This window comes from Kribbella sp. NPDC056345 (assembly GCF_042262745.1).
GTDB lineage: Bacteria > Actinomycetota > Actinomycetes > Propionibacteriales > Kribbellaceae > Kribbella.
This window is the reverse complement of the sequence record NZ_JBHJQQ010000005.1, coordinates 19,876-41,454: the sequence shown is the minus strand read 5'-3', so window position 1 is coordinate 41,454 and position 21,579 is coordinate 19,876. Positions and strand designations below refer to the sequence as shown.

At 68.4% G+C, this 21,579-nt stretch carries 18 protein-coding genes; 16 read left to right on the top strand and 2 right to left on the bottom strand.

The window, feature by feature from the left end:
• Window positions 1-91 precede the first annotated feature (91 nt).
• The 14 genes from ACFCV3_RS18980 (at window position 92) to ACFCV3_RS18915 (ending at window position 17,325) form a co-directional block, all read left to right on the top strand.
• Window positions 92-535, top strand: coding sequence for a hypothetical protein (locus ACFCV3_RS18980; protein WP_376031439.1), 444 nt, complete (start codon window positions 92-94; stop codon window positions 533-535).
• Window positions 536-587: 52 nt separating this feature from the next.
• The gene (locus ACFCV3_RS18975; RefSeq protein WP_376031438.1) at window positions 588-1,322 is read left to right on the top strand and encodes a hypothetical protein; all 735 of its coding nucleotides are present in this window, start codon (window positions 588-590) and stop codon (window positions 1,320-1,322) included.
• On the top strand, window positions 1,322-2,107 hold the full coding sequence (locus ACFCV3_RS18970; protein WP_376031436.1) for a hypothetical protein: 786 nt from the start codon (window positions 1,322-1,324) through the stop codon (window positions 2,105-2,107). The genes ACFCV3_RS18975 and ACFCV3_RS18970 overlap by 1 nt, the downstream gene beginning before the upstream one ends.
• Window positions 2,104-3,414 (top strand): CpaF family protein, encoded by a 1,311-nt coding sequence (locus ACFCV3_RS18965; RefSeq protein WP_376031434.1) that lies wholly within the window; start codon window positions 2,104-2,106, stop codon window positions 3,412-3,414. Before ACFCV3_RS18970 ends, ACFCV3_RS18965 begins: the two co-directional genes overlap by 4 nt.
• 4 nt (window positions 3,415-3,418) lie before the next feature.
• Window positions 3,419-4,312: a type II secretion system F family protein gene (locus ACFCV3_RS18960; RefSeq protein ID WP_376031432.1), complete on the top strand. Its 894-nt coding sequence runs from the start codon at window positions 3,419-3,421 to the stop codon at window positions 4,310-4,312.
• Window positions 4,309-5,223 carry a type II secretion system F family protein gene (locus tag ACFCV3_RS18955; RefSeq protein WP_376031430.1) on the top strand — a complete coding sequence of 305 codons (915 nt, stop codon included), beginning with the start codon at window positions 4,309-4,311 and terminating at the stop codon, window positions 5,221-5,223. The genes ACFCV3_RS18960 and ACFCV3_RS18955 overlap by 4 nt, the downstream gene beginning before the upstream one ends.
• Window positions 5,224-5,311: 88 nt before the next feature.
• On the top strand, window positions 5,312-5,530 hold the full coding sequence (locus tag ACFCV3_RS18950) for a hypothetical protein (RefSeq protein ID WP_132405931.1): 219 nt from the start codon (window positions 5,312-5,314) through the stop codon (window positions 5,528-5,530).
• A 6-nt stretch (window positions 5,531-5,536) separates the two neighbouring features.
• Complete coding sequence (locus ACFCV3_RS18945; RefSeq protein WP_376031428.1) at window positions 5,537-6,001, top strand: TadE/TadG family type IV pilus assembly protein; 465 nt, start codon at window positions 5,537-5,539, stop codon at window positions 5,999-6,001.
• A complete protein-coding gene (locus ACFCV3_RS18940; RefSeq protein WP_376031426.1) occupies window positions 5,998-6,444 on the top strand; it encodes a TadE/TadG family type IV pilus assembly protein in 447 nt (148 codons plus the stop codon). The genes ACFCV3_RS18945 and ACFCV3_RS18940 overlap by 4 nt, the downstream gene beginning before the upstream one ends.
• Window positions 6,431-7,243 carry a TadE/TadG family type IV pilus assembly protein gene (locus tag ACFCV3_RS18935; RefSeq protein WP_376031424.1) on the top strand — a complete coding sequence of 271 codons (813 nt, stop codon included), beginning with the start codon at window positions 6,431-6,433 and terminating at the stop codon, window positions 7,241-7,243. Before ACFCV3_RS18940 ends, ACFCV3_RS18935 begins: the two co-directional genes overlap by 14 nt.
• 11 nt (window positions 7,244-7,254) lie before the next feature.
• Window positions 7,255-7,902 carry a hypothetical protein gene (locus ACFCV3_RS18930; RefSeq protein ID WP_376031423.1) on the top strand — a complete coding sequence of 216 codons (648 nt, stop codon included), beginning with the start codon at window positions 7,255-7,257 and terminating at the stop codon, window positions 7,900-7,902.
• A gap of 102 nt (window positions 7,903-8,004) precedes the next feature.
• Window positions 8,005-8,949 (top strand): hypothetical protein, encoded by a 945-nt coding sequence (locus ACFCV3_RS18925; RefSeq protein WP_376031421.1) that lies wholly within the window; start codon window positions 8,005-8,007, stop codon window positions 8,947-8,949.
• 24 nt (window positions 8,950-8,973) lie between these two features.
• Complete coding sequence (locus tag ACFCV3_RS18920; RefSeq protein WP_376031419.1) at window positions 8,974-11,967, top strand: BTAD domain-containing putative transcriptional regulator; 2,994 nt, start codon at window positions 8,974-8,976, stop codon at window positions 11,965-11,967.
• 153 nt (window positions 11,968-12,120) lie between these two features.
• Window positions 12,121-17,325 carry a fibronectin type III domain-containing protein gene (locus ACFCV3_RS18915; protein ID WP_376031417.1) on the top strand — a complete coding sequence of 1,735 codons (5,205 nt, stop codon included), beginning with the start codon at window positions 12,121-12,123 and terminating at the stop codon, window positions 17,323-17,325.
• Between the two features lie 49 nt (window positions 17,326-17,374).
• On the opposite strand, the gene ACFCV3_RS18910 is transcribed toward ACFCV3_RS18915, so the two are convergent.
• Window positions 17,375-18,274, bottom strand: a complete 900-nt coding sequence (locus ACFCV3_RS18910; RefSeq protein ID WP_376031415.1) for a neutral zinc metallopeptidase — start codon at window positions 18,272-18,274, stop codon at window positions 17,375-17,377.
• A 96-nt stretch (window positions 18,275-18,370) separates the two neighbouring features.
• Between ACFCV3_RS18910 and ACFCV3_RS18905 the strand changes: the two genes are divergently transcribed.
• Window positions 18,371-19,969 (top strand): ABC-F family ATP-binding cassette domain-containing protein, encoded by a 1,599-nt coding sequence (locus ACFCV3_RS18905; protein WP_376031413.1) that lies wholly within the window; start codon window positions 18,371-18,373, stop codon window positions 19,967-19,969.
• A 27-nt stretch (window positions 19,970-19,996) separates the two neighbouring features.
• Window positions 19,997-20,767, top strand: coding sequence for an enoyl-CoA hydratase/isomerase family protein (locus ACFCV3_RS18900; protein WP_376031411.1), 771 nt, complete (start codon window positions 19,997-19,999; stop codon window positions 20,765-20,767).
• Here ACFCV3_RS18900 and ACFCV3_RS18895 read toward each other — a convergent pair.
• The gene (locus ACFCV3_RS18895) at window positions 20,748-21,569 is read right to left on the bottom strand and encodes an alpha/beta fold hydrolase (RefSeq protein ID WP_376031409.1); all 822 of its coding nucleotides are present in this window, start codon (window positions 21,567-21,569) and stop codon (window positions 20,748-20,750) included. The genes ACFCV3_RS18900 and ACFCV3_RS18895 overlap by 20 nt on opposite strands.
• Window positions 21,570-21,579: the final 10 nt, after the last annotated feature.

Below are 21,579 nucleotides of genomic sequence, written 5' to 3'. Positions count from 1 at the left end.
TCGTCTGGCCGGGACGCTAGCAAACTTTCGGTTACTCGCCAGCTACTCGAAGCACCCGTTCTGTTAACGATTTACGCCCTAGAGTCGAGCTATGAGCCAGCAGTTGGGATCCTCCGGGTGGACAGTGGCCGAAGCGCGCGGAGTGATCGCGCAACTGCGGCACGTCGCCACCGAGGGCCCTGAGTACGACGGCGTCGAGCTCTTCCTCGCCCTGTGTGAGTACCTGGACCAGCTGTACGGCGGCCACGGCTTCGACGTACTGCTGGTGGGTGAAGGGCTGGCCGGAGCAATTCGTGAGCAGCGGTCACGACGCGCCGGAGCGGGAGAGCGGCTGGAACAGCCGGTGAACTCTGCGGTCACGCTCGCTGAGGGTCGTGCGCTCGCAGCTGCCCTGGAGAGCGCGGATGGCTGGCAACACCAGCTAGGACTGGCCTTGCAGGCGCTCTACACCTACCTAGACCAGTTGTACGGCGGACCGGGTGCATTCACCGAGCTTCTGACCTCTGAGGAGCGCAACCGGGTCGCGAGCCGGTAACAGCCCGCACCGGGTGGCGAAGATGGCACCTGACAGCCATTACGGTAGGCGCGTGAGTCTCTCGTCCTCCACGCGTACTCCTGCCCCCAACGCCCGCGGTACGGGCCGGTCGGCGGGCGGTGGCGCGAACCGCCTCCCGAACAGCCGAGAGCGCCGTCCGGCACTGGCCGCCCTGGCGGTCATCCTGATCCTGCTCGGCGCCGCCGGATCCGCCCTCATCGCCGTGAACAGCGGCAACCGCGAAGGCTATGTCGCGGTCAAGCTGAAGGAACTCCCGCCCGGCCACAAGCTGGACGGCAACGACTTCTCCCGTGGCGACCTGGCCGGCGCGACCGAACCCCTGATCAAGTGGTCCGATCGGGACAAGCTTGTGGGCCAGTACACGACAGGCTGGATGTACAAGGACCAGTACTTCACCCTTCGGAACGTGACCACCGATTCGCCGATCCCGTCCGGCGGTGCCCAGGTCGGCGTGGTGCTCGACGCCGGTCGGGCCCCGTCCGGCGGTATCAGGCAGGGCGACATCGTCGCGGTCGTCCGGGTGCCGACTGCGAGCCAGGACAGCGTTGCCGCGTCGACGATCGTCACGGCGGCCTTGGTGACGAATGCATCCGGCACCGTCGTGGCCGACACAGGCTCCACGGTCAGCACCCTGAACGTGACCATCCTGGTGCCGACCGGCAGAGTGACCACCGTCGCCGCCGCGGCGGCGTCCAAGACGCTGGTGCTGGTGAAACTCAACCCGGGCACGAAGACCGAGGTTCCGCAGACCAACGGGGGTGGCTGATGGCGCTCGTAGCTCTTGCGAGTGCCAAGGGGTCTCCCGGGGTCACCACCGCAGGTCTGGTGCTGGGTGCGCTCTGGCCGCGGCAGGTGCTGCTGGCCGAGTGTGACCCGTCCGGTAGCGACGTGGCGATCCGGATGACGGCACCGGGCGGTGCGCCGCTCAACTCCGACCGCGGTCTGGTCAGTCTGGCGGCTGCGAGCCGCAAGGGCCTTGGCGACGAGGTCATCCACGGGCACAGCCAGCAGCTCGACGGTGGGCTCGACGTACTGCTCGGTGTGCGTTCACCCGAGCAGGTCGGCGGGATGGGCGGTCTGTGGCATCCGCTGGGTATCACGTTCAACCAGATGCAGCAGACCGACGTACTGGCCGATTGCGGACGCATTGGTGCCACCTCGCCGCAGCTGCCGATCATCCAGTCCGCACGCCTGATCGTGATGGTGTGTTCGGCCACAGGTTCGTCGGTGGCGCACCTGCGAGAGCGGCTGGCCGCACTGGTGCACCACGTCGACGCACAGCTCGGTGTGATCGTCGTGGCGGACCCGAAGCGGCGTGACAGCGTGAAGCAGGTGTGGTCTGTCCTGGACGCCATGTCCGTGCCGGTGCGGCACCGCTGGCATCTGGCCTACGACCCGACCGGTGCGGCGTTCTTCGACGGACGCGGGCACGGCCGGCTCGAGAAGACCCAGCTGATCCGCTCGGCGACCGACATCACCGCGGAGATGGCCGCACTGGTCGCCACACCCCACGACTTCGACATGGCCCAAGCGGCCTTCCCGACGGCATGAGCGCCGATCAGGAGCTGGTCCGGCGGCTGCGTGCCCAGGTCGCCGATCGGCTGAACGAACAACGCCGTCGCGACCAGGTGAACGGCGTACCGCCGATGAGCGCCGAGGACGAGCGTGAGTACGCCCGGTCGCTGATCGTGCAGGTGCTGGAGGACCACGCCCGCTACGAGCTGGCCGAGGGCCGCACGCCGCCGACCCCGGACGACGACGCGCAGATCGCCGGTGCCATCCACTCCGCACTGTTCGGGGTCGGGCGGCTGCAGCCGCTGATCGACGACCCCGAGGTCGAGAACATCGACATCAACGGCTGCGACCAGGTCTTCGTCCAGTACGGCGACGGCCGCGAGGAGACACCCGGCCCGGTCGCCGAGAGCGATGACGAACTGGTCGAGCTGATCCAGGTGCTGGCTGCCCATGCCGGTCTGACCAGCCGCCCGTTCGACTCGGCGAACCCGCAGCTCGACCTGCGGCTGCCGGACGGCTCGCGTCTGTCCGCCGTGATGGGCGTGACGTCACGGCCGGCGGTCTCGATCCGGCGCGCACGACTCGGGCGGGTCTTCCTCCGCGATCTGGTGGCCAACGGCACCTTCTCCCAGGACGTTGCCTCGTTCCTGAGCGCCGCGGTGGCGGCGCGGAAGAACATCATGATCGCCGGGGCGACGAACTCCGGGAAGACGACGCTGCTGCGGGCACTGGCCAACGAGATCCAGCCGCACGAGCGCCTGATCACGGTCGAGCGCTCGCTCGAGCTCGGTCTCGGGGAGTTCAAGGACCTGCACCCGAACGTCGTCGCGTTCGAGGAGCGGCTGCCGAACTCCGAAGGCATGGGCGCGGTCCACATGGCCGACCTGGTCCGTCGTTCGCTGCGGATGAACCCGTCCCGCGTGATCGTCGGTGAGGTGCTGGGTGACGAGATCGTGACGATGCTGAACGCGATGAGCCAGGGTAACGACGGCTCGCTGTCGACGATCCACTCGAACAGCTCGATGGAGGTGTTCAACCGGATCAGCACCTACGCCATCCAGGCGACCGAGCGGCTGCCGATGGAGGCCACCCAGATGCTGATCTCGGGCGCGCTCGACTTCGTCGTCTTCGTCCGCAAGCAGAACGACTACCAGCACGGCGGCACCCTGACCCGGTACGTCGAGAGCATCCGCGAGGTCACCGGCTGGGACGGCCGGGTGCTGTCCGGCGAGGTGTTCGCTCCCGGACCGGACGGCCGGGCCGCAGCGCACGCTCCGATCGCCTGTATGGACGAGCTCGAGCACTACGGGTACCAGCCCATGGTGCACGGAACGTGGGCGTGACGAGATGAGCAACGAGACCCTGCTGGCCCTGCTCTGCGGAGCGGTCGTGGGCGGCGCCGTACTGCTGCTCATCGTGGCGATCCGCGGGACCGAGCCGCGTGACGAGACACCGTCGATGTTCCGCCGTGGCGGAAGCGTCGACAATCGGAAGAACCTCATTCGCTTCGGCACCGGCATCGGCGTCGGCCTCGTCGTACTGGCTGTGACGCGCTGGCTGGTCCTGGCCGCGGCTCTCGGGCTGCTGGCCGCGCTGGCCGACCGCTTCTTCGGCGGTACCGGTGAGGAGCGGCGTGCGATCGAGCGGCTCGAGGCACTGGCCACCTGGACCGAGGCGCTGCGCGACACCATCGCCGGTGCGGTCGGTCTGGAGCAGGCCATCCCGGCGACCGCGGTGAACGCGGCCCCCGCGATCAAGCCCGGCCTGAACCTGCTGGTCGACCGGCTGCGGATCCGCGAACCGTTGCCCTCGGCACTCATGCGGTTCGCCGACGACCTCGACGACCCGTCCGCCGACCTGATCGTGGCGGCCCTGGTACTGAACGCGCGGTTGCGCGGTCCCGGTCTGCGGGAGGTCCTCAGCGCGCTGGCCGACTCCGCCCGCGAGGAGCTCGACGTACGGCGGAAGGTCGCGGCCGAACGGCGGTCGACCCGGCGGTCGGTGCAGGTGGTCGTCGCGATCACCCTGCTGGTCGCGGCCGCGCTGGTCCTGTTCAACCCGGCGTACGTCGCGCCGTACACGAGCTTCATCGGGCAGTTCGTGCTGTTCATCGTGATCGCGCTCTACGCGGTCGGCCTGGTCTGGCTGCGCCGGCTGGCGAAGATCGAGGTCCCCGAGCGGTTCCTGATCGGTGGCAGCCAGAAGCCGGTCGACCAGCGGATGGAGGTGGTGGGCGGATGATGTGGGCCTTCTTCACCGGTGCCCTGGTGGGGCTCGGCGTGTACCTGCTGGTGCGGATGCTGGTCCGGCCGCGGGCCAACGTGCTCTCGACGATCGCCCGGATCGACGCCGGCCGCGGTGGTGGCGGTGTCACCACGAGCGCGGCCGGGGAGCGTGTGCTCGGCGGCATCGACAAGGCGCGGCACACGCTCGGCCAGCGGCTCGAGGCCGAGGCGAACGCGCGCGGCTGGGCGTTCGGCAAGCTGCGCCGCGACCTCGCGGTGATGAACCAGCCGTTCGCCGCGATGCTGGCCACCAAGGTGTTCTTCGCGCTCGGAGCGATGATCTTCATCCCGATCGTGCTGTTCTTGTTCGGCGCGCTCGGCTTCGGCGTCCCCGGAGCGACACCGGCGATCGTCACGCTGGGCGCGATGGCGTTCGCGTTCTTCCTGCCGGACCTGGCGCTGCGCCAGGAGGCGGAGGCGCGGCGGCGGGACTTCCGGCACGTGGTCGGCAGCTTCCTCGACCTGGTCGCGATGAACCTGGCCGGCGGCCGCGGTCTGCCCGAGGCGCTGATGACGGCCTCCACGATCGGCGACCACTGGGCGATGGCCCGGATCCGGCAGGCACTGGCCAACGCGCGCCTGATCGGTATCACGCCGTGGGACGCGATGGCCCGCCTGGGCGAGGACCTGGGCGTCGAGGAACTGCGGGACCTGGCGTCGGCGCTCGCGCTGGCCGGTGACGAGGGCGCGAAGATCCGCGCCTCGCTGCTGGCCCGGGCCGCGTCGCTGCGCCGCAAAGAGCTTGCCGATGTGGAAGGCAAGGCGGGTGAGCGGTCGCAGTCGATGCTGGTCGCCCAGCTGGTGATGTGCGCGGCGTTCATGCTGTTCCTCGGATTCCCGGCCGCGATCGCGATCCTTGGCAGCTGAAAACGGGTACGGATCCGGATCAGGGTTCTGTCCGTCGTACAGGGCATACTGAGGCCAGCCCCGGCCTCATGAGTTGGAAGGCATGCGAATGAACACCGAACTGCAGTTCTGGCGCGCGATGACCGGCTACGCGGTCGCCCGGGCGCACGCACAGCGGGCGCGGGCCAAGCAGGGCCGCACGGAGCTCGGCGCCTCCGCACTGGAGTGGGCCATCATCTCGGCGATCCTGGTCGCGGCCGCGCTGGCCATCGGCCTCGTGGTGCGGCGTGTCATCGACAAGCGCACCGGCGAGATCGAGAACGGCTGACCCATCGTGCCGGTCCGCCCCCCGACCGCCGCGCGCGCCCGCCGGCGCCGTACCAGGCGTCTGTACGGGCGCCGGTCCGAGCGTGGGGCGAGCTCGCTCGAGCTCGCCATCCTCGCGCCGACGATCATGGCGCTGATCTTCGTCTCGATCCAGACGGCGCTCTACCTGTACGGCCGCTCGGTCGCGCTGAACGCCGCCCAGGAAGGCGTTTCCCGGCTGCGGCTCGTGCAGCCGCCGGTGTACAACCCAGCGGTGGGGGAGAAGGTCCGGGTCGACATCGAGGCGTACGTCAACCAATTGGCCGGCACGACGTTACAGAACGCGTCGGTGACGTCACCGACGTACAACAACCCGGTCGGCATGGTCTCGTTCACCGTCAGCGGTGACACGGTTTCACTGGTCCCCGGGCTGGAATTGCACGTCGAGCGGACGGCGACCGGGCCGATCGAGCAGTTCGAGGCGGACAAGTGAGGCGGCCTCAGTTGTTGGCGCGCCTTCGCGGCGACCGCGGCACGATGGCGCTCGAGATGGTCGTGCTCGCGCCGATCCTGCTGCTCCTGTTCATGTTCCTGCTCGCCGCCGGCCGCTACTTCCAGACCACAGCTCTGGCCGAGAGCGCCGCCCGCGACGGCGCCCGCGCGGCCAGCATGTCCCGCTCGCAGACCGACGCCCAGGTCCGCGTCAACGACGCCGTCACCCGCACCATGGGCCAGGCGGTCAAGTCCTGCAAGGAATCCGCTTCCGGCATCATCACCACCACCCTGGCCGCCGGCGCCCCGCTGTCCGTCGAGGTCACCTGCACCATCGACTACCGCGATCTCAGCTTCCTCGGCCTCGGCGGCGACACCACCGTCACCAAACGCTTCACCTCCAGCGTCGACCCGTACCGAGGAGTCCGTGATGGCTCCGGATAACCACCGCTCCCGCATGGTCGACTTCTTCCGCATCGATGCCCCCGGCAACCACCGCGCCGTGCCCCGCGGTGCCCTCAGCCCTGCCGTCGCGATCCTCGCCGTGATGATCTTCACGCTGGCCGGCCTCGTCATCGACGGCGGCCGCCAGCTCGGCGCCCGCTCCCGAGCCGTCGGCTACGCCCAGGAAGCGGCCCGCGTAGGCGCGGCCACCATCGAGCTCAACACCGCCGAAGCCAAGATCGACACCGCGAAAGCAGCCGTCGCCATCGCCGGCTTCTGCGCCCAGGTCTCCTCCAACGACCCCACAGTGACCTCCTGCGCCCCCACCAAACTCACCACCGACCAGGTGGACATCTCGGTGGGAATCGCCAACAAAACAACGTTCCTGGGCCTGATCGGCAAAACCACCCTCAAATCCACCGGCACCGGCACCGCCCACGCCGAACAGGGTGTCGAGAAGAACAACGACAGCCCCACCATCCCGCCGATCTTCGTGAGCACCGGCCCCCAGGGGCCCGGCGCGACGATCTCGAGTACGGCGGTGCCGCCGACCCTGAACGTGCCGTGCCCGGAGTGGACGATCGGATCGCCGACCCCGACCTGGACCCTGTTCCCGCCGATCCCGTTCCCGGCGACCTGTACGCCGAGCATCACGCCGTCACCGACTCCGACTCCGACGGATGGCGAGGAGAGCCCGACAGGGTCGCCCGGGACGGTGACCAGCAAGCCGCCGGGCGGCGGTGCCCCGGTCGTCCTGGTGCCGCCGAAGAACTCCCTCCCACCAAGCCTCGGACGTTAAGGATCATGACCGTGCGTAGTGCTTCTCTGACGGTCGCCGCACTGGTCGGCGTCGTGATGCTGGCCGGCTGTGGCGGCAACTCGACCGACGGCGGCCGCCCGGTCCCCGAGGGTGGCGGCTCCGAGTCCTCCAGCACGCCGACGCCGTCCGCGGGCAGTTCGACGCCGCCGAGCACGGCACCGACGAAGCAGCCCAGCGCTCCGGCGTCGACCGCGGCCAAGAAGACCAACGTCATCGTCGTTCCGGGGAACTTCGCGAGCACGCCCGCCGTCCAAGGGCTCGTGCAGTCACTGCCGCTGTACTACGAAGCACTGGTCACCAAGAACGTGGACATCGTGAAGAACAAGTTCCCTGCCTACTTCTACGCGGACGCCGGTCAGGTCATCGTCGATGCCAAGGTCAACGGCTGGGTGATGAAACCGCCGGGAAGCGTGGTGGTGCGCGGGGTCTCGAACCAGCCGCTGGGCGTGGTCCGGGTGAAGACCTGCCGGTCGCAGAAGACGCAGTACTGGGACCCGAAGGTCAAGGGCTGGACCCTGAAGGCACCGGGCGGTCAGCCGCAGGCGATCGACATGATCAAGACGGGACTGGGCTGGCGGCCGTACCGGATCGGCCCCTCGGCCGGGATCAGCTGTGCGGGCGTGAAATATCCGGCCTAGACCTGTATTGGGAGATTCCGAATAGGTGACGGGGAACCGGATAACGGGCACGATGCCCTGGGTCGAAGATAATCTGCCGCTAGGACGACTTCTGGAGTGAGAATGCGCAATCGCGTGGGACGCGGGCTGATCGCCCTGGGTACCGTGCTCACGCTGCTGATCTTCCCTGGTGTCACCACTGCCGTCGCAGGCGGTGGCGAGACCGTACAGCAGGGGACTCGCAGCTGCAGCATGTACGTCAACTCCATCGGCTTCGGTGCCTGGTGCAGCAACGGCCTGGTGACCTATGGCAGCGGCCAGCCCATCCCGACCTGGAAGGAGCGGCTCGGCAACAACGTGTTCATCCCGTGCCGCGACCTGGACGTGCCGCAGGGGATCGCGTTGCCGCCGGCGCCCGAGGGCAAGAAGTGGCGGCTGCGGCTCACGATCGTCGACTACAACCTGAACACCAAAGACGGTGGCAGGGATGTCCACATCGAGCGCGCGATCGTCCCGGTCGGCCCGGAGGAGCAGAACCAGTGCCCCGACAGGGGGTACATGGACGAGTTCTGGGACGAGTTCCACAACAGCTACCCGGACCCGGTGCTGCAGATCAAGCCGACGTACACGCCGCGCGTGAACGTGCCGGCGTACTTCTCGCTGACTCCGGACACCTCGTACATCCTGAAGAACCAGTCCCAGAAGGACTACCAGGACATGTACTGGGGCGGTAGTCACGACTTCGTGATGCGTGGGCTGGTCGGGAAGATGATCGTCGATCCGGGCGACGGCACGCCGCCGATCACCTGCCCGATGGGTGTGGTGCCGGCCGGTGACACCGACGGGTACGACGAGAACAGCGACCCGTTCACCCAGATGAGCACGTGCAGGCACACCTACAAGAAGTCGAGTGCGAGCCAGCCGGACGGGATGTACACGGTCAAGCTGACGATCACCTGGGATGTGTCGTACTGGGTCGGCCCGCCGGACTGGAAGTACCTCGCGTCGGCGGAAGTGCATGCGGTGCAGCGGTTGCCTGTGCAGGAAGTGCAGGCTATCGGTGGGTGACCTGGTGGGGACGGAGGAGCGAGCATGGTGAAGACCGGTGAGCCGGTGCGGGCGCGGTTGCCGCAGCAACGGTCGGCCAGTACGGCGGCGGATCGGCTGAAGGGGTTCGGGGCGCTGCTGGCGATCGTGGCGATCGTCGGTGGGGTGCCGTATGTGCTGCTGCGCTTCTTCGGTACGCCGTGGCCGGACCAGATGCCGAAGTGGAACGTTCTGTTCGACGAGCTCGACATCCGGGCGGTGCTCGGGATCTTCGCGTTCTTCATCTGGGTGGCGTGGCTGCACTTCGTGGTCTGCCTGCTGGTGGAGGCGGTCTCCGAGATCCGCGGGCACGGGTTGTCACCACGGATCCCACTCGGCGGCGGTTCGCAGACACTGGCCCGTCGCCTGATCTCCACCGTCGTACTGATCGCCGGTGCCGCCAGCGTGAGCCTTCCGGTGGCCAGTGCGGTCACCACCAGCCCCGGCACGGTTCCGACCTCGGTGTCCGTCGTACAGGGCGGTGAGCACGAGTCCGGCTCCTCCTTCCGTCAGACCGAGCAGCGGAGCTCTGTGCTGTCCGGTTCCGCGCAGCAGACGACGAAGACAGCGACCGGCGTACGGACGAACAACGACCAGAAGGGTCAGGTCGTCAAGTACACGGAGGTCAAGCCGCCGCAGGGGCGGAACTACGACTGCCTGTGGGACATCGCCGAGCGGTACCTGGGCGAGGGCCGGCGGTACAAGGAGATCTACGACCTCAACAAGAACAAGCTGCAGCCGGACGGCCGCCGCCTGACCAACCCGGATCTGATCATGCCGGGCTGGCAGGTGCGCCTGCCGGCCGACGCCAAGGGTCCGGGCGTGCACACGGTCCGGGTCAACATCGAGCAGACCGGCAAGTCCCACGAGGTCAAGCCGGTGGTCAAGACCCCGACGAAGGTCGCCACGAAGACCGCGACGAGCAAGCCCACCAAGGTCGCGACCCCCGAACAGGGGAGCCGCTGGGCCGAGCAGGGTATCGAGAAGGGCTCGTCGGTCACGATCGGCGGCGTCGCGGGCGATCCGGGCGCGAAGGACATCAAGCCGGGCGACCCGAACACCGGGATTCCCGCGCACGACCCGAAGGTGGGGGAGTCCCAGCCGGGTGACCCGGCCGCGGGCGGTACCAAGGTGCCCGAGGTTGTCCCGGTCGCGGCCGACCAGGGCTTCGACCTGACGCAGGCTGGGATCTACGGCTTCGGCGGGACGCTGCTGGCCGCCGGTCTCGCGCTGGCGCTCAAGCGCCGCCGCGGCTGGGCGCAGGGCCCTGGCCCGAAGGCAGCCGGACACCGGCAGACCGAGGTTGGTCTGCGGCTCGCGTCCGACATCCCGACCGCTCAGTTCGTGGACGCCGCGCTGCGTCAGCTCGGCGCGGACATGGCCAAGTCCCAGCGCCCGATGCCGAAGGTGGTCGCCGCACTGGTGACCACGAGCGCGCTCACGCTGGTCCTCGACCCGTACGAGGCGCAGTCCGCACCTCCCGGTCCTTGGCAGGCGATCGCCGAGGGCACCCGGTGGACGCTGCGCCGCGCGTACGCCCCGACCGGTGAGATCACCGCGCCGGCGCCGTACCCGACGCTCGTCACCATCGGCCAGAACGCCGACGGCGCGATCGTGCTCGTCGACCTCGACACCGCCAACGGCATCGTCAGCTTCGGTGGCGTCAACTCCGCCTCGCGCGACGTGGTCGGTTCGCTGGCCGTCGAGCTGGCGACCAACCTGTGGTCCGAGGGTGCGCACGTGAGCATGGTCGGGTTCGGTGACGATCTGTCTTCGCTGGCGCCGGGCCGCCTGAGCTACTGGGTCCGGCTCGACACCGCGCTCGCCGAGGTGGCCCGCCGTACCGACGCCCAGGTCCAGGCCTGCGAACGCCGGAACGTCGCCTCGGTCGCCGAGGCCCGCACTGCCCACCCGGACCCGGCGCTGTGGGGTGCGGAGATCATCTTCGTCTCGGCCCCGCCGTCACCGGAGGAGCAGGACCAGCTGAACCGGCTCGCCGCGGACCAGAGGCGCGGCATCGCCGTCGTCGTGGTCGGCGACGTGATCAGCTCGCCGTGGCGGTTCGTCGTCGACGAGAAGAACCAGGCCGTCTGCCGCCTGCTCGGCCTCGAGGTCGAGGCCCACACGGTCACGCCGGAGCAGGTCAGCGACCTGGTGGCCCTCTTCGACGCGGCCGAGTCGGATGCGCTGGACAAGCGCCGTACCGAGCAGAACATGCCGGCGTACGAGTTCTCGACCACCGATCTCAGCCTGCCCGCGCCGGTCGAGGTCGACCTGCTCGGCCCGGTCGAGGTGGATGCCCGCGGCCCGATCGACGACGGCCGTGTCGCGCTCTCCACCGAGATCATCGCGTTCCTGGCCAGCCAGGACTACGGCGTCCACCCGAACGTGCTGGCCGGCGCCATCTGGCCACGCGGCATCAGCGACGAACTGCGTGACTCCGCCCTGGAGCACACCCGCCGCTGGGTCGGCAACGACGCCATGTACGCCGACGAGTCCGGACGCTGGATGCTGAACCGCAGCATCGTCCGCGTCGACTGGGACGTCTTCCGCACCCTCGCCAAGCAGGCCACGATGCAGGAGGACCCGAGAGCAGCCCTCTCCACGGCCCTCAGCCTCGTGCACGGCCCCGCCTGGGCCGGCATCCCGGCAGGCCGCTACTCCTGGCTGGCGGCCTCCGGCATCGAACGCCGCATGGTCGAGGCAGTCGTCGACGCAGCCCTCAAGCTGGCGGAAGCCTCACTGACCCACAACGACGGCCAAACCGCCCGCACAGCCCTCCAGACCGGCCTCAGCTTCTCCCCGGCCTCCGAGGACCTCTGGCGAGCCACCCTCCGCCTGGCAGCCCACTTCGGCACCACCCAGGACGTCACGAACGTAGCCACCCAGCTCTACGCCGCCCTGGCCAAACACGGCGGCCCCCGAGGCCCCGAGTCCGAAACCGACGCCCTCGTCGACGAACTCCTCCCCGGCTACCACCGCCCCGCAAAGGTCGCCTGACCTTCGCGCCCCGGCGCCGCCGTATTGCAACAACGTGCAATACGGCGGCGCCGTACGGCTGCCCGTTGTTAGGGTGTGCCTGCATCGGGGGATGGCGCTCACATGGGGGTTGCGGTGCATGCGTTTTCCCGGCTGTTTCTTTCGCTCTGTCTCGTGCTGGGACTGACGAACTCGACGGCTCTTACCAGCAGTGCCGAGCTACCTCGTGCGCAGGAGTCTGCCGCCGCCGTCGAGAGCGCACCGAATGCCGGTGCCGGTCGGTACGTTCCGCTGGCGGCTCCGGTCAGAATGCTGGACACCCAGACAGGCATCGGAACTCCGGCGGTCACCGCGGTGCCGGCGCAGGGCACTGTCCCGGTGAAGTTCACCGGCCGGAACGGCATCCCGCCGACCGGCGTGGCGGCAGTGCAGATGAACATCGTCACGGGCAACACGACCGCACCCGGCTTGATGTTCGCCTGGCCTGTCGGTGGCACCCGGCCGCCGGTGCCGAACTTCTACTTCTACAAGACGACCGGATTCACGTCCTCGGCGTCGATCGTCCGGCTGAACGCCACCGGCGAGGCGGTCTTCCAGAACGCGAGCGAAGGCACCCTCCGGATCCTTGCCGAGGTGACCGGCTACTACACGAGCGCAGAATCGCAGGTTGCCGGAACCCGCTTCGTTCCGCTGCGGCAGTCGCGGGTGATCGATACCAGGAAGCCGCTCGGTGTTCCGGCGATCGCACCGGTAGCGGCCAAGACCGTGCTCACGGTTTCGATCGCCTCGAAGGGCGGCCTTCCCGCAGCGGCAGGGATCGCCTCGGCCGCGTTGAGTATCACCGCCTGGGAGGCCCAAGCCGCCGGTGGATGGGTGGCGTCCGCAGGTGGCGCCGCGACGCCGAACGCGTACTTCGGCAACTTCGCGCCGGGGAAGCCGTACACGAACACCGGCATCGTCAAGCTCTCGGCCGACGGGCGGCTCGCGCTCTACAATTCCTCGACCGGGACCACCCACTACACCGTCGATGTCGTCGGCTACTTCGTCGCCGATACCAGTTCGGCCGCCGTCTCCACCCGAACCGTTCCGGTCCGGTCGCAGCGATTACTGGACAGCGGATCCACTCTCGTCGCTCCGAATACGGTCAAGACCGTCCAGGTCGGCGGGCTGGCCGGCATGCCGGCCAGCGGCCTTGCCTTCGCGGCGTTGCAGATCACTGCAAGCGGCGCGGCGACCGCTGGTGAGGTCGTGGCCTATCCGGCGAACGAAGCCAGACCGGCCGGAGTTACCGACGTCTCGTGGCCGGTCAGTGGCAACTCGTCGTACAACCTGGTCTGGGTGCGTGTCGGACCGGCGGGAACGGTCAATATCGTCAACGGCACGAACGCCGGCCTGCGCTTGACCGCCGACGTTCAGGCCTACGCCGTCGCCCCCGGACTACCGCAGACGCCCACGAACCTGGCCGGCGGGGCGCGCGACCGCGCGGTCGAGGTGCGCTGGGATCCGCCGGCCGACACCGGAGATCTGCCGATCGCCGGGTACGACGTCACCACCACTCCAGGCTCGGTGACGACCAGCACGGCCACCAACTCAGTGGTCGTCTCAGGACTCACGAACGGTACGTCGTACACGTTCAAGATCCGCGCTCGCACGGCAGCCGGCGCCTCCGCGTACTCAGCGGCGTCCGCTCCGGTCGTGCCCGCTGTCCCGAAGCCGCCGGGACAGCCGTTCATCACGAGCACCGTGGCGCGCGACAGCGGTGCGCGGGTGTCGTGGGTCGCGCCGGAAGGCGCACCGGATCAGGTCGCGAGCTACGAGATCTCCACCGTACCCGCGACGACCACCGTGCCGGCGGCTCGGGACGACCGGACGGCGGACATCTACGGTCTGACCAATGGTGAGACGTACGCCGTCGTTGTCACCGCCAAGAACGCCAACGGGTCGACCGCGTCAGCCGGCGACCGGGTCACGCCGGCGCCCGCCGACGTGGCGATGAAGCCTGCGAGCGTCGAGGTCTACGAGCTCGACACGCGGCTTGATCTGCAATGGGTCGAGCCGGCGGACGGCGGGTCACCGGTGCTGGACTACGAGGTGGTCGCGGAGCCCGGCTCGCAACGCCTGGTGATTCCGGCGGACACCACCGTCGCGGCACTGGCCGGGCTGACCAACGGGACGACCTACACCGTCAAGGTCCGGGCCCGGACCAAGGCAGGTGATGGCGCGTGGTCCGAGCGCACCGCGACGCCGGTTGCCGCCAGGGTGCCGGATGTACCGACGGACCTGCAGGTCTCACCGGCAGCGACCGGAACGTTGAAGGTCGCCTGGAAGCCTCCCAGCGATCCGGGGACCTCGGCCGTGACCGGCTATCGGGTCACGGTGTCGCCGGGCGGAAGGGTGGTCGAAGCGACCGGATCGACGGCCGAGATCGACGGTCTGGCGCAGGAGACGGACTACTCGGTGACAGTTCAGGCTGTCAATGCCGCCGGCGTGAGTACTGCCACGGCGCCGTCGGAGCCGATGCGGGCTGTCGTCGAGGTGAAGCAGGCCCCGATCGTGCTGACGGCGGATTCGCTGAACCGGATCGCGAGTGTGGGCGAGGAGTACATCTCGATCTCCTCGCCGAACGCACAGCTGACCGCCCTGAAGGCGAACGACCTCGTCCTCGCGACCCCCAGCCGGACAACTCCCCGTGGCCTGCTGCGGAAGGTGGTCCGGGTCGAGGGCACAGCTTCGCGCCTCGTACTGCAGACCGAGAACGCTGCCCTCGATCAGGTTCTCGCCCGCGGGGCGCTGAACCGGAGCCTGACCTTCGACAGCGCCGAGGCGGAGGCCATCGACACCGAGCTGCCCGGTGTGACGCTGAAGCGGCCGACGATCGGCGGACGGTCCCTGCAGGAGGGCGCGCAGTCGGCTGTTCAGACGGCGGGAGGCAAGAAGCTCAGGGTCAGCCTGAAAGGCTCGAAGGTCGTCATCGGGCTGGACGGCGACCTCAACAAGGCCCTGAACCTCGAAGGAACCGCCGAAGCGGATCTTCGGAGCGATCTGAGCTTCGCCTTCCGGTCCGACGGGATCTTCACCCACTTCAGGCCGACGGTGGACACGAAGGTGGACATCAAACTGAAGATCGCCTACACCGAGCAGTTCCAGCGACGGATCGAGCTGGGGACGATCCCTGGTCCGGTCGTCGTCGTCCCGATCGGCGCGACTCCGGTGACCATCCACACGGGCATCGTGGTCGATCTCGAGTGGGACAGCGAAGGACGGGCCGGCCTCGACATCCACACGGAGTTCGGTCGCCGGATCGGTGCGGACATCACCTTCAGCCCGACGACACCAGTACCCGCGGTGCAGCCGATCCAGGAGCCGCTCGGGCCGTTCGAGAGATCCGTGCGGGTGTTCGGATCCAGCGAGAACACGGTCAGCATCGGCGCCAAGGTCTATCTGAAGATCTACGACGTCCTCGGGCCGGACCTGGTTGCGCGGCCCTACGTGAAGCTCGACGCCGACACCGAGGAAGATCCCTGGATCAAGCTCTTCGTCGGTATCCAGTTCGGCGCCGGCGTCCGGCTCGACTTCCTGAAGAAGAACCTGCTCGAGTGGCACAAGGAAGATCTGGTCCACTTCGAGTACCAGTTCAACGACATCGGCGGGCGGTTCACCGGACTGGAGATCGATCCCGGGGGCGCCGCGGTGGCGGTCGGCGAGCAGCTGAAGTTCACCCCCAGGATCTGGAACTATCCCGACGCCCCGGCGACCTGGAGTGCGGAGGGCGGCGGGCAGATCGCTCCGGACGGAACCTTCACGGGGGTGAAGGAAGGGCCGGCGAAGGTCAAGGCGACCGTGCCCGCGGGCGTCGGGCGGCCGGAGCTGACGGCTGAGGTGCCGGTTGTGGTCGGGCCGCACGGACCGTCGCAACCGACGAACCTGACGGCGGTCCCCGGCAACCTGTCCGCCTACGTCTCGTGGCAGCCTCCGGCCCGGCCCGGTGGCCGTCCGATCGACAAGTACGTCGTGACGACCGAGCCTGACACCGGAGCACACACCGTGTCCGGGACCACCAGGAACCTGACGATCAGCGGCCTGCAGGCCGGTACGTCGTACCGGGCGAGTGTCTACGCGGTCAGCAGTGAAGACCGCGGTGACGCGGCGACGTCGGACGCGTTCGTCGCCCGCCCGTCGGTGCTGGAGAGTCCGCTGGCCAACGACCTGATGCGCGGCCTCGACGGCTCGTCGAACACCATCGGCCCGGAGCTGTCGGACGATGGCCGCTATGCCTTCTTCCCGTTGAGCGTGCAGCCGGAGGAGGTTCCGCCACCGGGCATTCCCAACGACGGAAACTTCTACCTGGTACGACGGGATCTGGAGTCCGGACTGGTTGAGCTCGCTTCGGTGCAGGCCGACGGTGCCACCCCGCAGAGCATCTCCGCGCCGCTGTCCGAGTCGTCGTCCGGCTACCGGCCGTCCACTCAGCGCGAGGTGAGCAGTACGGCGGACGGCCGGTTTGTCGCCTACGTCGTGGACGACGGGGGCCCCCGCAGGCGCGTCATGATTCATGACTTCGTCCAGCACACGGTGTGGAGTGCGACCACCGGAGTTGCCGAAGACATCGTGAAGATCTGGTTGACGGGTGGTGGGAGCGTGGTTGCCGCCATGACGGAGGTGAACGCAGGGACGTCCAGCTATGGGAGCAAAGTGTTCCGGATGGCGAAGGGCGGCGCTGCGAAGCGCGTCGACATGTGCACGGCTGACACGGTCTGCGACGGCGCCGTGCTGATCGGTACCTCGGCGGACGGAAACACCGTCATCTATTCGTTCTACACCTCGAACAACGCCAGTCCGTATTACAACCGCGACAACAAGCACGTCTTCTACAACACCGCGAGCGGCGCCTCCGAAATGCCCTACTACAACACGGGGAGCACGTCGTACAAGGCTTTCTGGGACCTCACCCTGAGCCGCAACGGGCTGTACTTCACTGCCCAGGCGTGGATCGGTTCGTTCGACAATCCCGAAGACGTCTTCGTCACCAAGCGGATCGGTACCGGACCGGTGACGGACGCTGACATCTTCCAAGGCGGCTATTCCTTCGCTGCGCCCGGAGAGACCCTGGGCATCAGTGACGACGGACGCAGTGTGGCCTGGAGGCCAGGCTGTCCGCACACGGGCGGATGCGGTACGACGTTCACGAACCAGGCGTTCCTGACGAAGAACCTGACGACCGGTGCCACCACAGCGGTGTGGAACCTTCCGTTGGTGCAGGCCTACGGAGGGTTGAGCGGTATGTCGATGGCGGCCGACGGGTCGATGGTCGCCTGGATGCCACTCGGGCCGGTCAACCAGGCGTTCCCACTGCGGCCGACAGGACGCAAGCTCGGCTAGCACCAGGGTGCTGGGGTCTCATGGATGAACCATCAGACCCCAGCCCCACTCACAGCGTGCTGGCGGACCAGGTGTCGCAGGTGGTCATGTCGCCGGAGTCGAGGCCGGCTTTGAACCAGCGCATGCGTTGTTCGGCGGTGCCGTGGGAGAAGGACTCGGGGTCGACCTGGCCCTGGGTCTTGGACTGGATGCGGTCGTCGCCTACGGAGGCGGCGGCGTCGAGGCCGGCGGCGATGTCGTCGTCGGTGAGCTCGAGGATGTAGGGCTTGCCGTTCTTGGCCGGGACCGTGGTGGCGTGGTTGGTCCAGATGCCGGCCAGGCAGTCGGCCTGGAGTTCGGAGCGGACGGAGTCCGAGGTGGGGCCGGTGCGGGTCTTGATGCGGCCGAGGATGCCGTAGAGGTTCTGGATGTGATGGCCGTACTCGTGGGCGATCACATAGGCCTCGGCGAAGTCGCCGCCCTTGGCGCCGAGCTCGGTCTCCAGGGTGCGGAAGAAGCCGAGCTCCAGGTAGACGCGCTTGTCCGGCGGGCAGTAGAAGGGGCCGACCGCGCTGCTGGCGGCGCCGCAGCCGGTGCTGACCTGGCCCTCGAAGACGCGCATGGGCGCCGGGATGTACTTCTTGCCGCGGCGGGGGAGCTCGGTGGCCCAGAAGCCCTCGATCGAGTTCTGGTCGGCCACGAAGCGGCATTCCTTGTTCGTGGTGACGTTCTTGCAGGCGTTCAGGCTGCCGGGGCCGGTGTTCTGGCTCGTGGGCTCGCCGGTGCCGTCGCTGCCCAGGCCGGGAATGCCGCCGTTCAGCAGCACGATGATGACGAGCAGGATCAGTCCGCCGACACCGCCGCCGACCGGAATCATCCCGCCGGGCAGCCCGCCGCCGCGTCCACCACCACTGCCGCGGGTGTCCTCGATACCGCTGGTATCGAGATCCGCGTCCGGATTGAATTTCACAGCACATACACTAGACCTCAGAGCGAGGGTTGTTGCCGTGTCGTGACTCCGCGCCGCTGACCGCTACACCGACCCCTGAGGACATCTGCCACCGCGATGATTACTGCTTCCAATCTCGAGGTACGTGTAGGTGCTCGGCAGTTGCTTTCCCCGGCGTCGTTCCGGGTGGGGCCGGGGGACAAGGTCGGGCTGGTCGGGCGCAACGGCGCCGGTAAGACGACGTTGACGAAGATCCTGGCCGGTGAGGGGTTGCCGGCGAGTGGGTCGGTGACGAAGTCGGGTGAGATCGGGTATCTGCCGCAGGACCCGCGGACGGGTGACCTCGACGTGCTCGCGCGGGACCGGATCCTGTCCGCGCGTGGGCTGGACGAGGTCGTGCACCGGATGCGCAGCGCGGAGAAGTCGATGGCCAGCGCGGACGAGAAGACGCGCGCCAAGGGGATGCGGCGCTACGAGCGGGCCGAGGCTGAGTTGCATGCCGCCGGTGGCTACGCCGCCGAGTCGGAAGCCGCTCGGATCGCGGCGAACCTGGGCCTGCCGGACCGGGTGCTCGGGCAGCCGCTGGGCACGTTGTCGGGTGGTCAGCGGCGGCGGGTCGAGCTGGCGCGGATCCTGTTCGCGCAGGCGGAGACGCTGCTGCTGGACGAGCCGACCAACCACCTCGACGCGGACTCGATCGTCTGGCTGCGCGACTTCCTCAAGTCGTACGCCGGTGGCGTGATCATGATCAGCCACGATGTGAACCTGCTCGAGGAGACGGTCACCCGGGTGTTCCACCTGGATGCGAACCGGGCCGAGATCGACGTCTACAACGTCGGCTGGAAGGTCTACCTGACGCAGCGTGAGCAGGACGAGCGCCGCCGTAAGCGGGAGCGTTCGAACGCCGAGAAGAAGGCGACCCAGCTCGTCGACCAGGCGAACAAGATGCGGGCCAAGGCGACCAAGGCCACGGCGGCGCAGCAGATGCTGAAGCGCGCCGAGCAGCTGATGTCGGGGCTCGAGGACGAGCGTCGTTCCGACCGCGTCGCGAAGATCTCGTTCCCGTCGCCGGCTCCGTGCGGCAAGACGCCGTTGATGGCGAAGGAGCTGTCGAAGTCGTACGGCTCGCTGGAGATCTTCACCGACGTCGACCTGGCGATCGACCGCGGCTCGCGCGTCGTCGTACTGGGGCTGAACGGTGCCGGCAAGACCACGCTGCTGCGGGTGCTGTCCGGGATCGAGAAGTCGGACACCGGTGAGGTGATCGACGGCCACGGCCTCAAGCTCGGGTACTACGCCCAGGAGCACGAGACCCTGGACGTGAACCGGACCGTCCTGGAGAACATGAAGACTGCCGCCCCGGATCTCAACGAGACCCAGGCGCGCAGCGTGCTCGGCGCGTTCCTGTTCTCCGGGGACGACGCGGAGAAGCCGGCCAGCGTGCTGTCCGGTGGGGAGAAGACCCGGCTGGCGCTGGCCACCCTGGTCGTCTCCGCGGCCAACGTCCTGCTCCTCGACGAGCCCACCAACAACCTGGACCCCGCTTCGCGGGAAGAGGTGCTGAACGCGATCCGCTCGTACAAGGGCGCGATCGTGCTGGTCACCCACGACGAGGGTGCAGTCCAGGCGCTCGAGCCGGAGCGCGTGCTGCTCCTTCCCGACGGTGTCGAGGACCTCTGGACCAACGACTACGCCGACCTGGTGTCGCTCGCCTGATAGCTACCCTCGGGTAATGTACGGCGCATGACTGATCTCGGACTGCGGTTCTCGGTGGATGGCCCGGTGGCGCGCGTCGTACTGGACCGGCCGGAGGTGCGCAACGCGCAGACCCCGGCGATGTGGCGGGCGCTGGCCGATTTCGGCCGGTCGCTGCCGGACGACGTCCGGGTGGTCGTGCTGTCGGGGGAGGGCCAGTCGTTCTCGGCGGGTCTGGACCGGCGGCTCATCATGGGTGAGAACGATCTGGGTGAGGAGCCGCTGCTCAGCCTCGGGGCGAAGCCGGCCGAGGAGGTCTACGAGATCGTCGCCGAGTTCCAGGCGGGTTTCTCGTGGCTGCGGAACCCGAACATCATCAGCATCGCGGCGGTCCAGGGACACGCGGTCGGCGCCGGTTTCCAGCTCGCGCTCGCCTGCGACCTGCGCGTCCTCACCCCCGACGCCAAGTTCAGCATGCGCGAGCCGGCGCTCGGGCTGGTGCCCGACCTCGGTGGTACGCAGCCGCTGGTCCAGCTCGTCGGGTACTCGAGGGCCCTCGAGATCTGCGCGACCACCCGCTGGGTCGAGGCGGCCGAGGCCAAGGAGATCGGCCTCGCGAACATCGTCGTACCGGCTGAGGAGCTGGCGGCGACGGTGAAGGATCTGACCGACGCCGTACTGACGCCGCTGGCAGGTGCCGTCCGCGAGACGAAGGCGCTCCTGCTCGGCGCCGCGGACCGCTCGTACGCCGATCAGCTGAAGGCTGAGGGTGCAGCCCAGGAGCGTCGATTGAAGGAGCTCATGGCCGCGTTCGGCTGAGCCAGGACCGGATCAGGTTGGCCAGTACGACGGGGTTGTCGTACTGGATGAGGTGACCCGCGTCGGGTACCTCGGTGAACTCCGCACCAGGGATGAGCGCCGCGAGCCGTTGGCCGGTCTGCCGCGGAATCCAGCTGTCCTCGCGGCCCCAGACCACGTGGACCGGCAACGTCAGCTCGCCCAGCCGGCCCTCGTTGTCGACGAGGTAGCGCTCGTCGTACTGGGTGATCTGCCGGTAGAAGGCGGGGTGCCCGGTGTCGCTGGTCCACGGCTCCAGCAACGACTGCAGGTCGTCCTCGGCCAGGCCGCGGTGGCTGGCGTTCTGGATGTAGGCGCGCAGCACGGCCTCGTGGATGTACGGCGGGAGCGCGTCCAACGTGGTCGGATTGTCGGCGACGAACCGGAAGAACGGTGAGCCGGACGGCGGGATCGCGACGACGTCGACGAGCATCAGCGACGAGTAGACCGCCTGCTCGAACAGGGTGGCGCGCAGCGACACGGCGCCACCGAAGTCGTGGGCGACGACATGCGGCCGGTCGAGATTCCAGTGCTGCAGCAGTGCGGCGAAAGCGCGGGCCTGGGCGCCGAAGTCGACCGGGTGGTCAGGTGCCTTGGTCGACTGGCCGTAGCCGGGCATGTCCCACAGGTGCACGGTGAAACTGTCGGTCAGTGCATCGGCATAGCGCGACCAGACCCGCGACGAGAACGGCGTGCCGTGGCAGAACACAACACTCGGCCCGGTCCCCGCGCGACCGCAGGCGATGGTGGCTCCCTCGTACTCGAACTGTTCGTTGAGGTCCATCAGGCCACCG

Bases quoted from the DNA above. Each gene is read 5' to 3' on its own strand.
- ACFCV3_RS18980 (WP_376031439.1), top strand. From the start codon at position 92: ATGAGCCAGCAGTTGGGATCCTCCGGGTGGACAGTGGCCGAAGCGCGC.
- ACFCV3_RS18970 (WP_376031436.1), top strand. From the start codon at position 1,322: ATGGCGCTCGTAGCTCTTGCGAGTGCCAAGGGGTCTCCCGGGGTCACC.
- ACFCV3_RS18965 (WP_376031434.1), top strand. From the start codon at position 2,104: ATGAGCGCCGATCAGGAGCTGGTCCGGCGGCTGCGTGCCCAGGTCGCC.
- ACFCV3_RS18960 (WP_376031432.1), top strand. From the start codon at position 3,419: ATGAGCAACGAGACCCTGCTGGCCCTGCTCTGCGGAGCGGTCGTGGGC.
- ACFCV3_RS18955 (WP_376031430.1), top strand. From the start codon at position 4,309: ATGATGTGGGCCTTCTTCACCGGTGCCCTGGTGGGGCTCGGCGTGTAC.
- ACFCV3_RS18950 (WP_132405931.1), top strand. From the start codon at position 5,312: ATGAACACCGAACTGCAGTTCTGGCGCGCGATGACCGGCTACGCGGTC.
- ACFCV3_RS18935 (WP_376031424.1), top strand. From the start codon at position 6,431: ATGGCTCCGGATAACCACCGCTCCCGCATGGTCGACTTCTTCCGCATC.
- ACFCV3_RS18925 (WP_376031421.1), top strand. From the start codon at position 8,005: ATGCGCAATCGCGTGGGACGCGGGCTGATCGCCCTGGGTACCGTGCTC.
- ACFCV3_RS18920 (WP_376031419.1), top strand. From the start codon at position 8,974: ATGGTGAAGACCGGTGAGCCGGTGCGGGCGCGGTTGCCGCAGCAACGG.
- ACFCV3_RS18905 (WP_376031413.1), top strand. From the start codon at position 18,371: ATGATTACTGCTTCCAATCTCGAGGTACGTGTAGGTGCTCGGCAGTTG.
- ACFCV3_RS18900 (WP_376031411.1), top strand. From the start codon at position 19,997: ATGACTGATCTCGGACTGCGGTTCTCGGTGGATGGCCCGGTGGCGCGC.
- ACFCV3_RS18895 (WP_376031409.1), bottom strand. From the start codon at position 21,569: ATGGACCTCAACGAACAGTTCGAGTACGAGGGAGCCACCATCGCCTGC.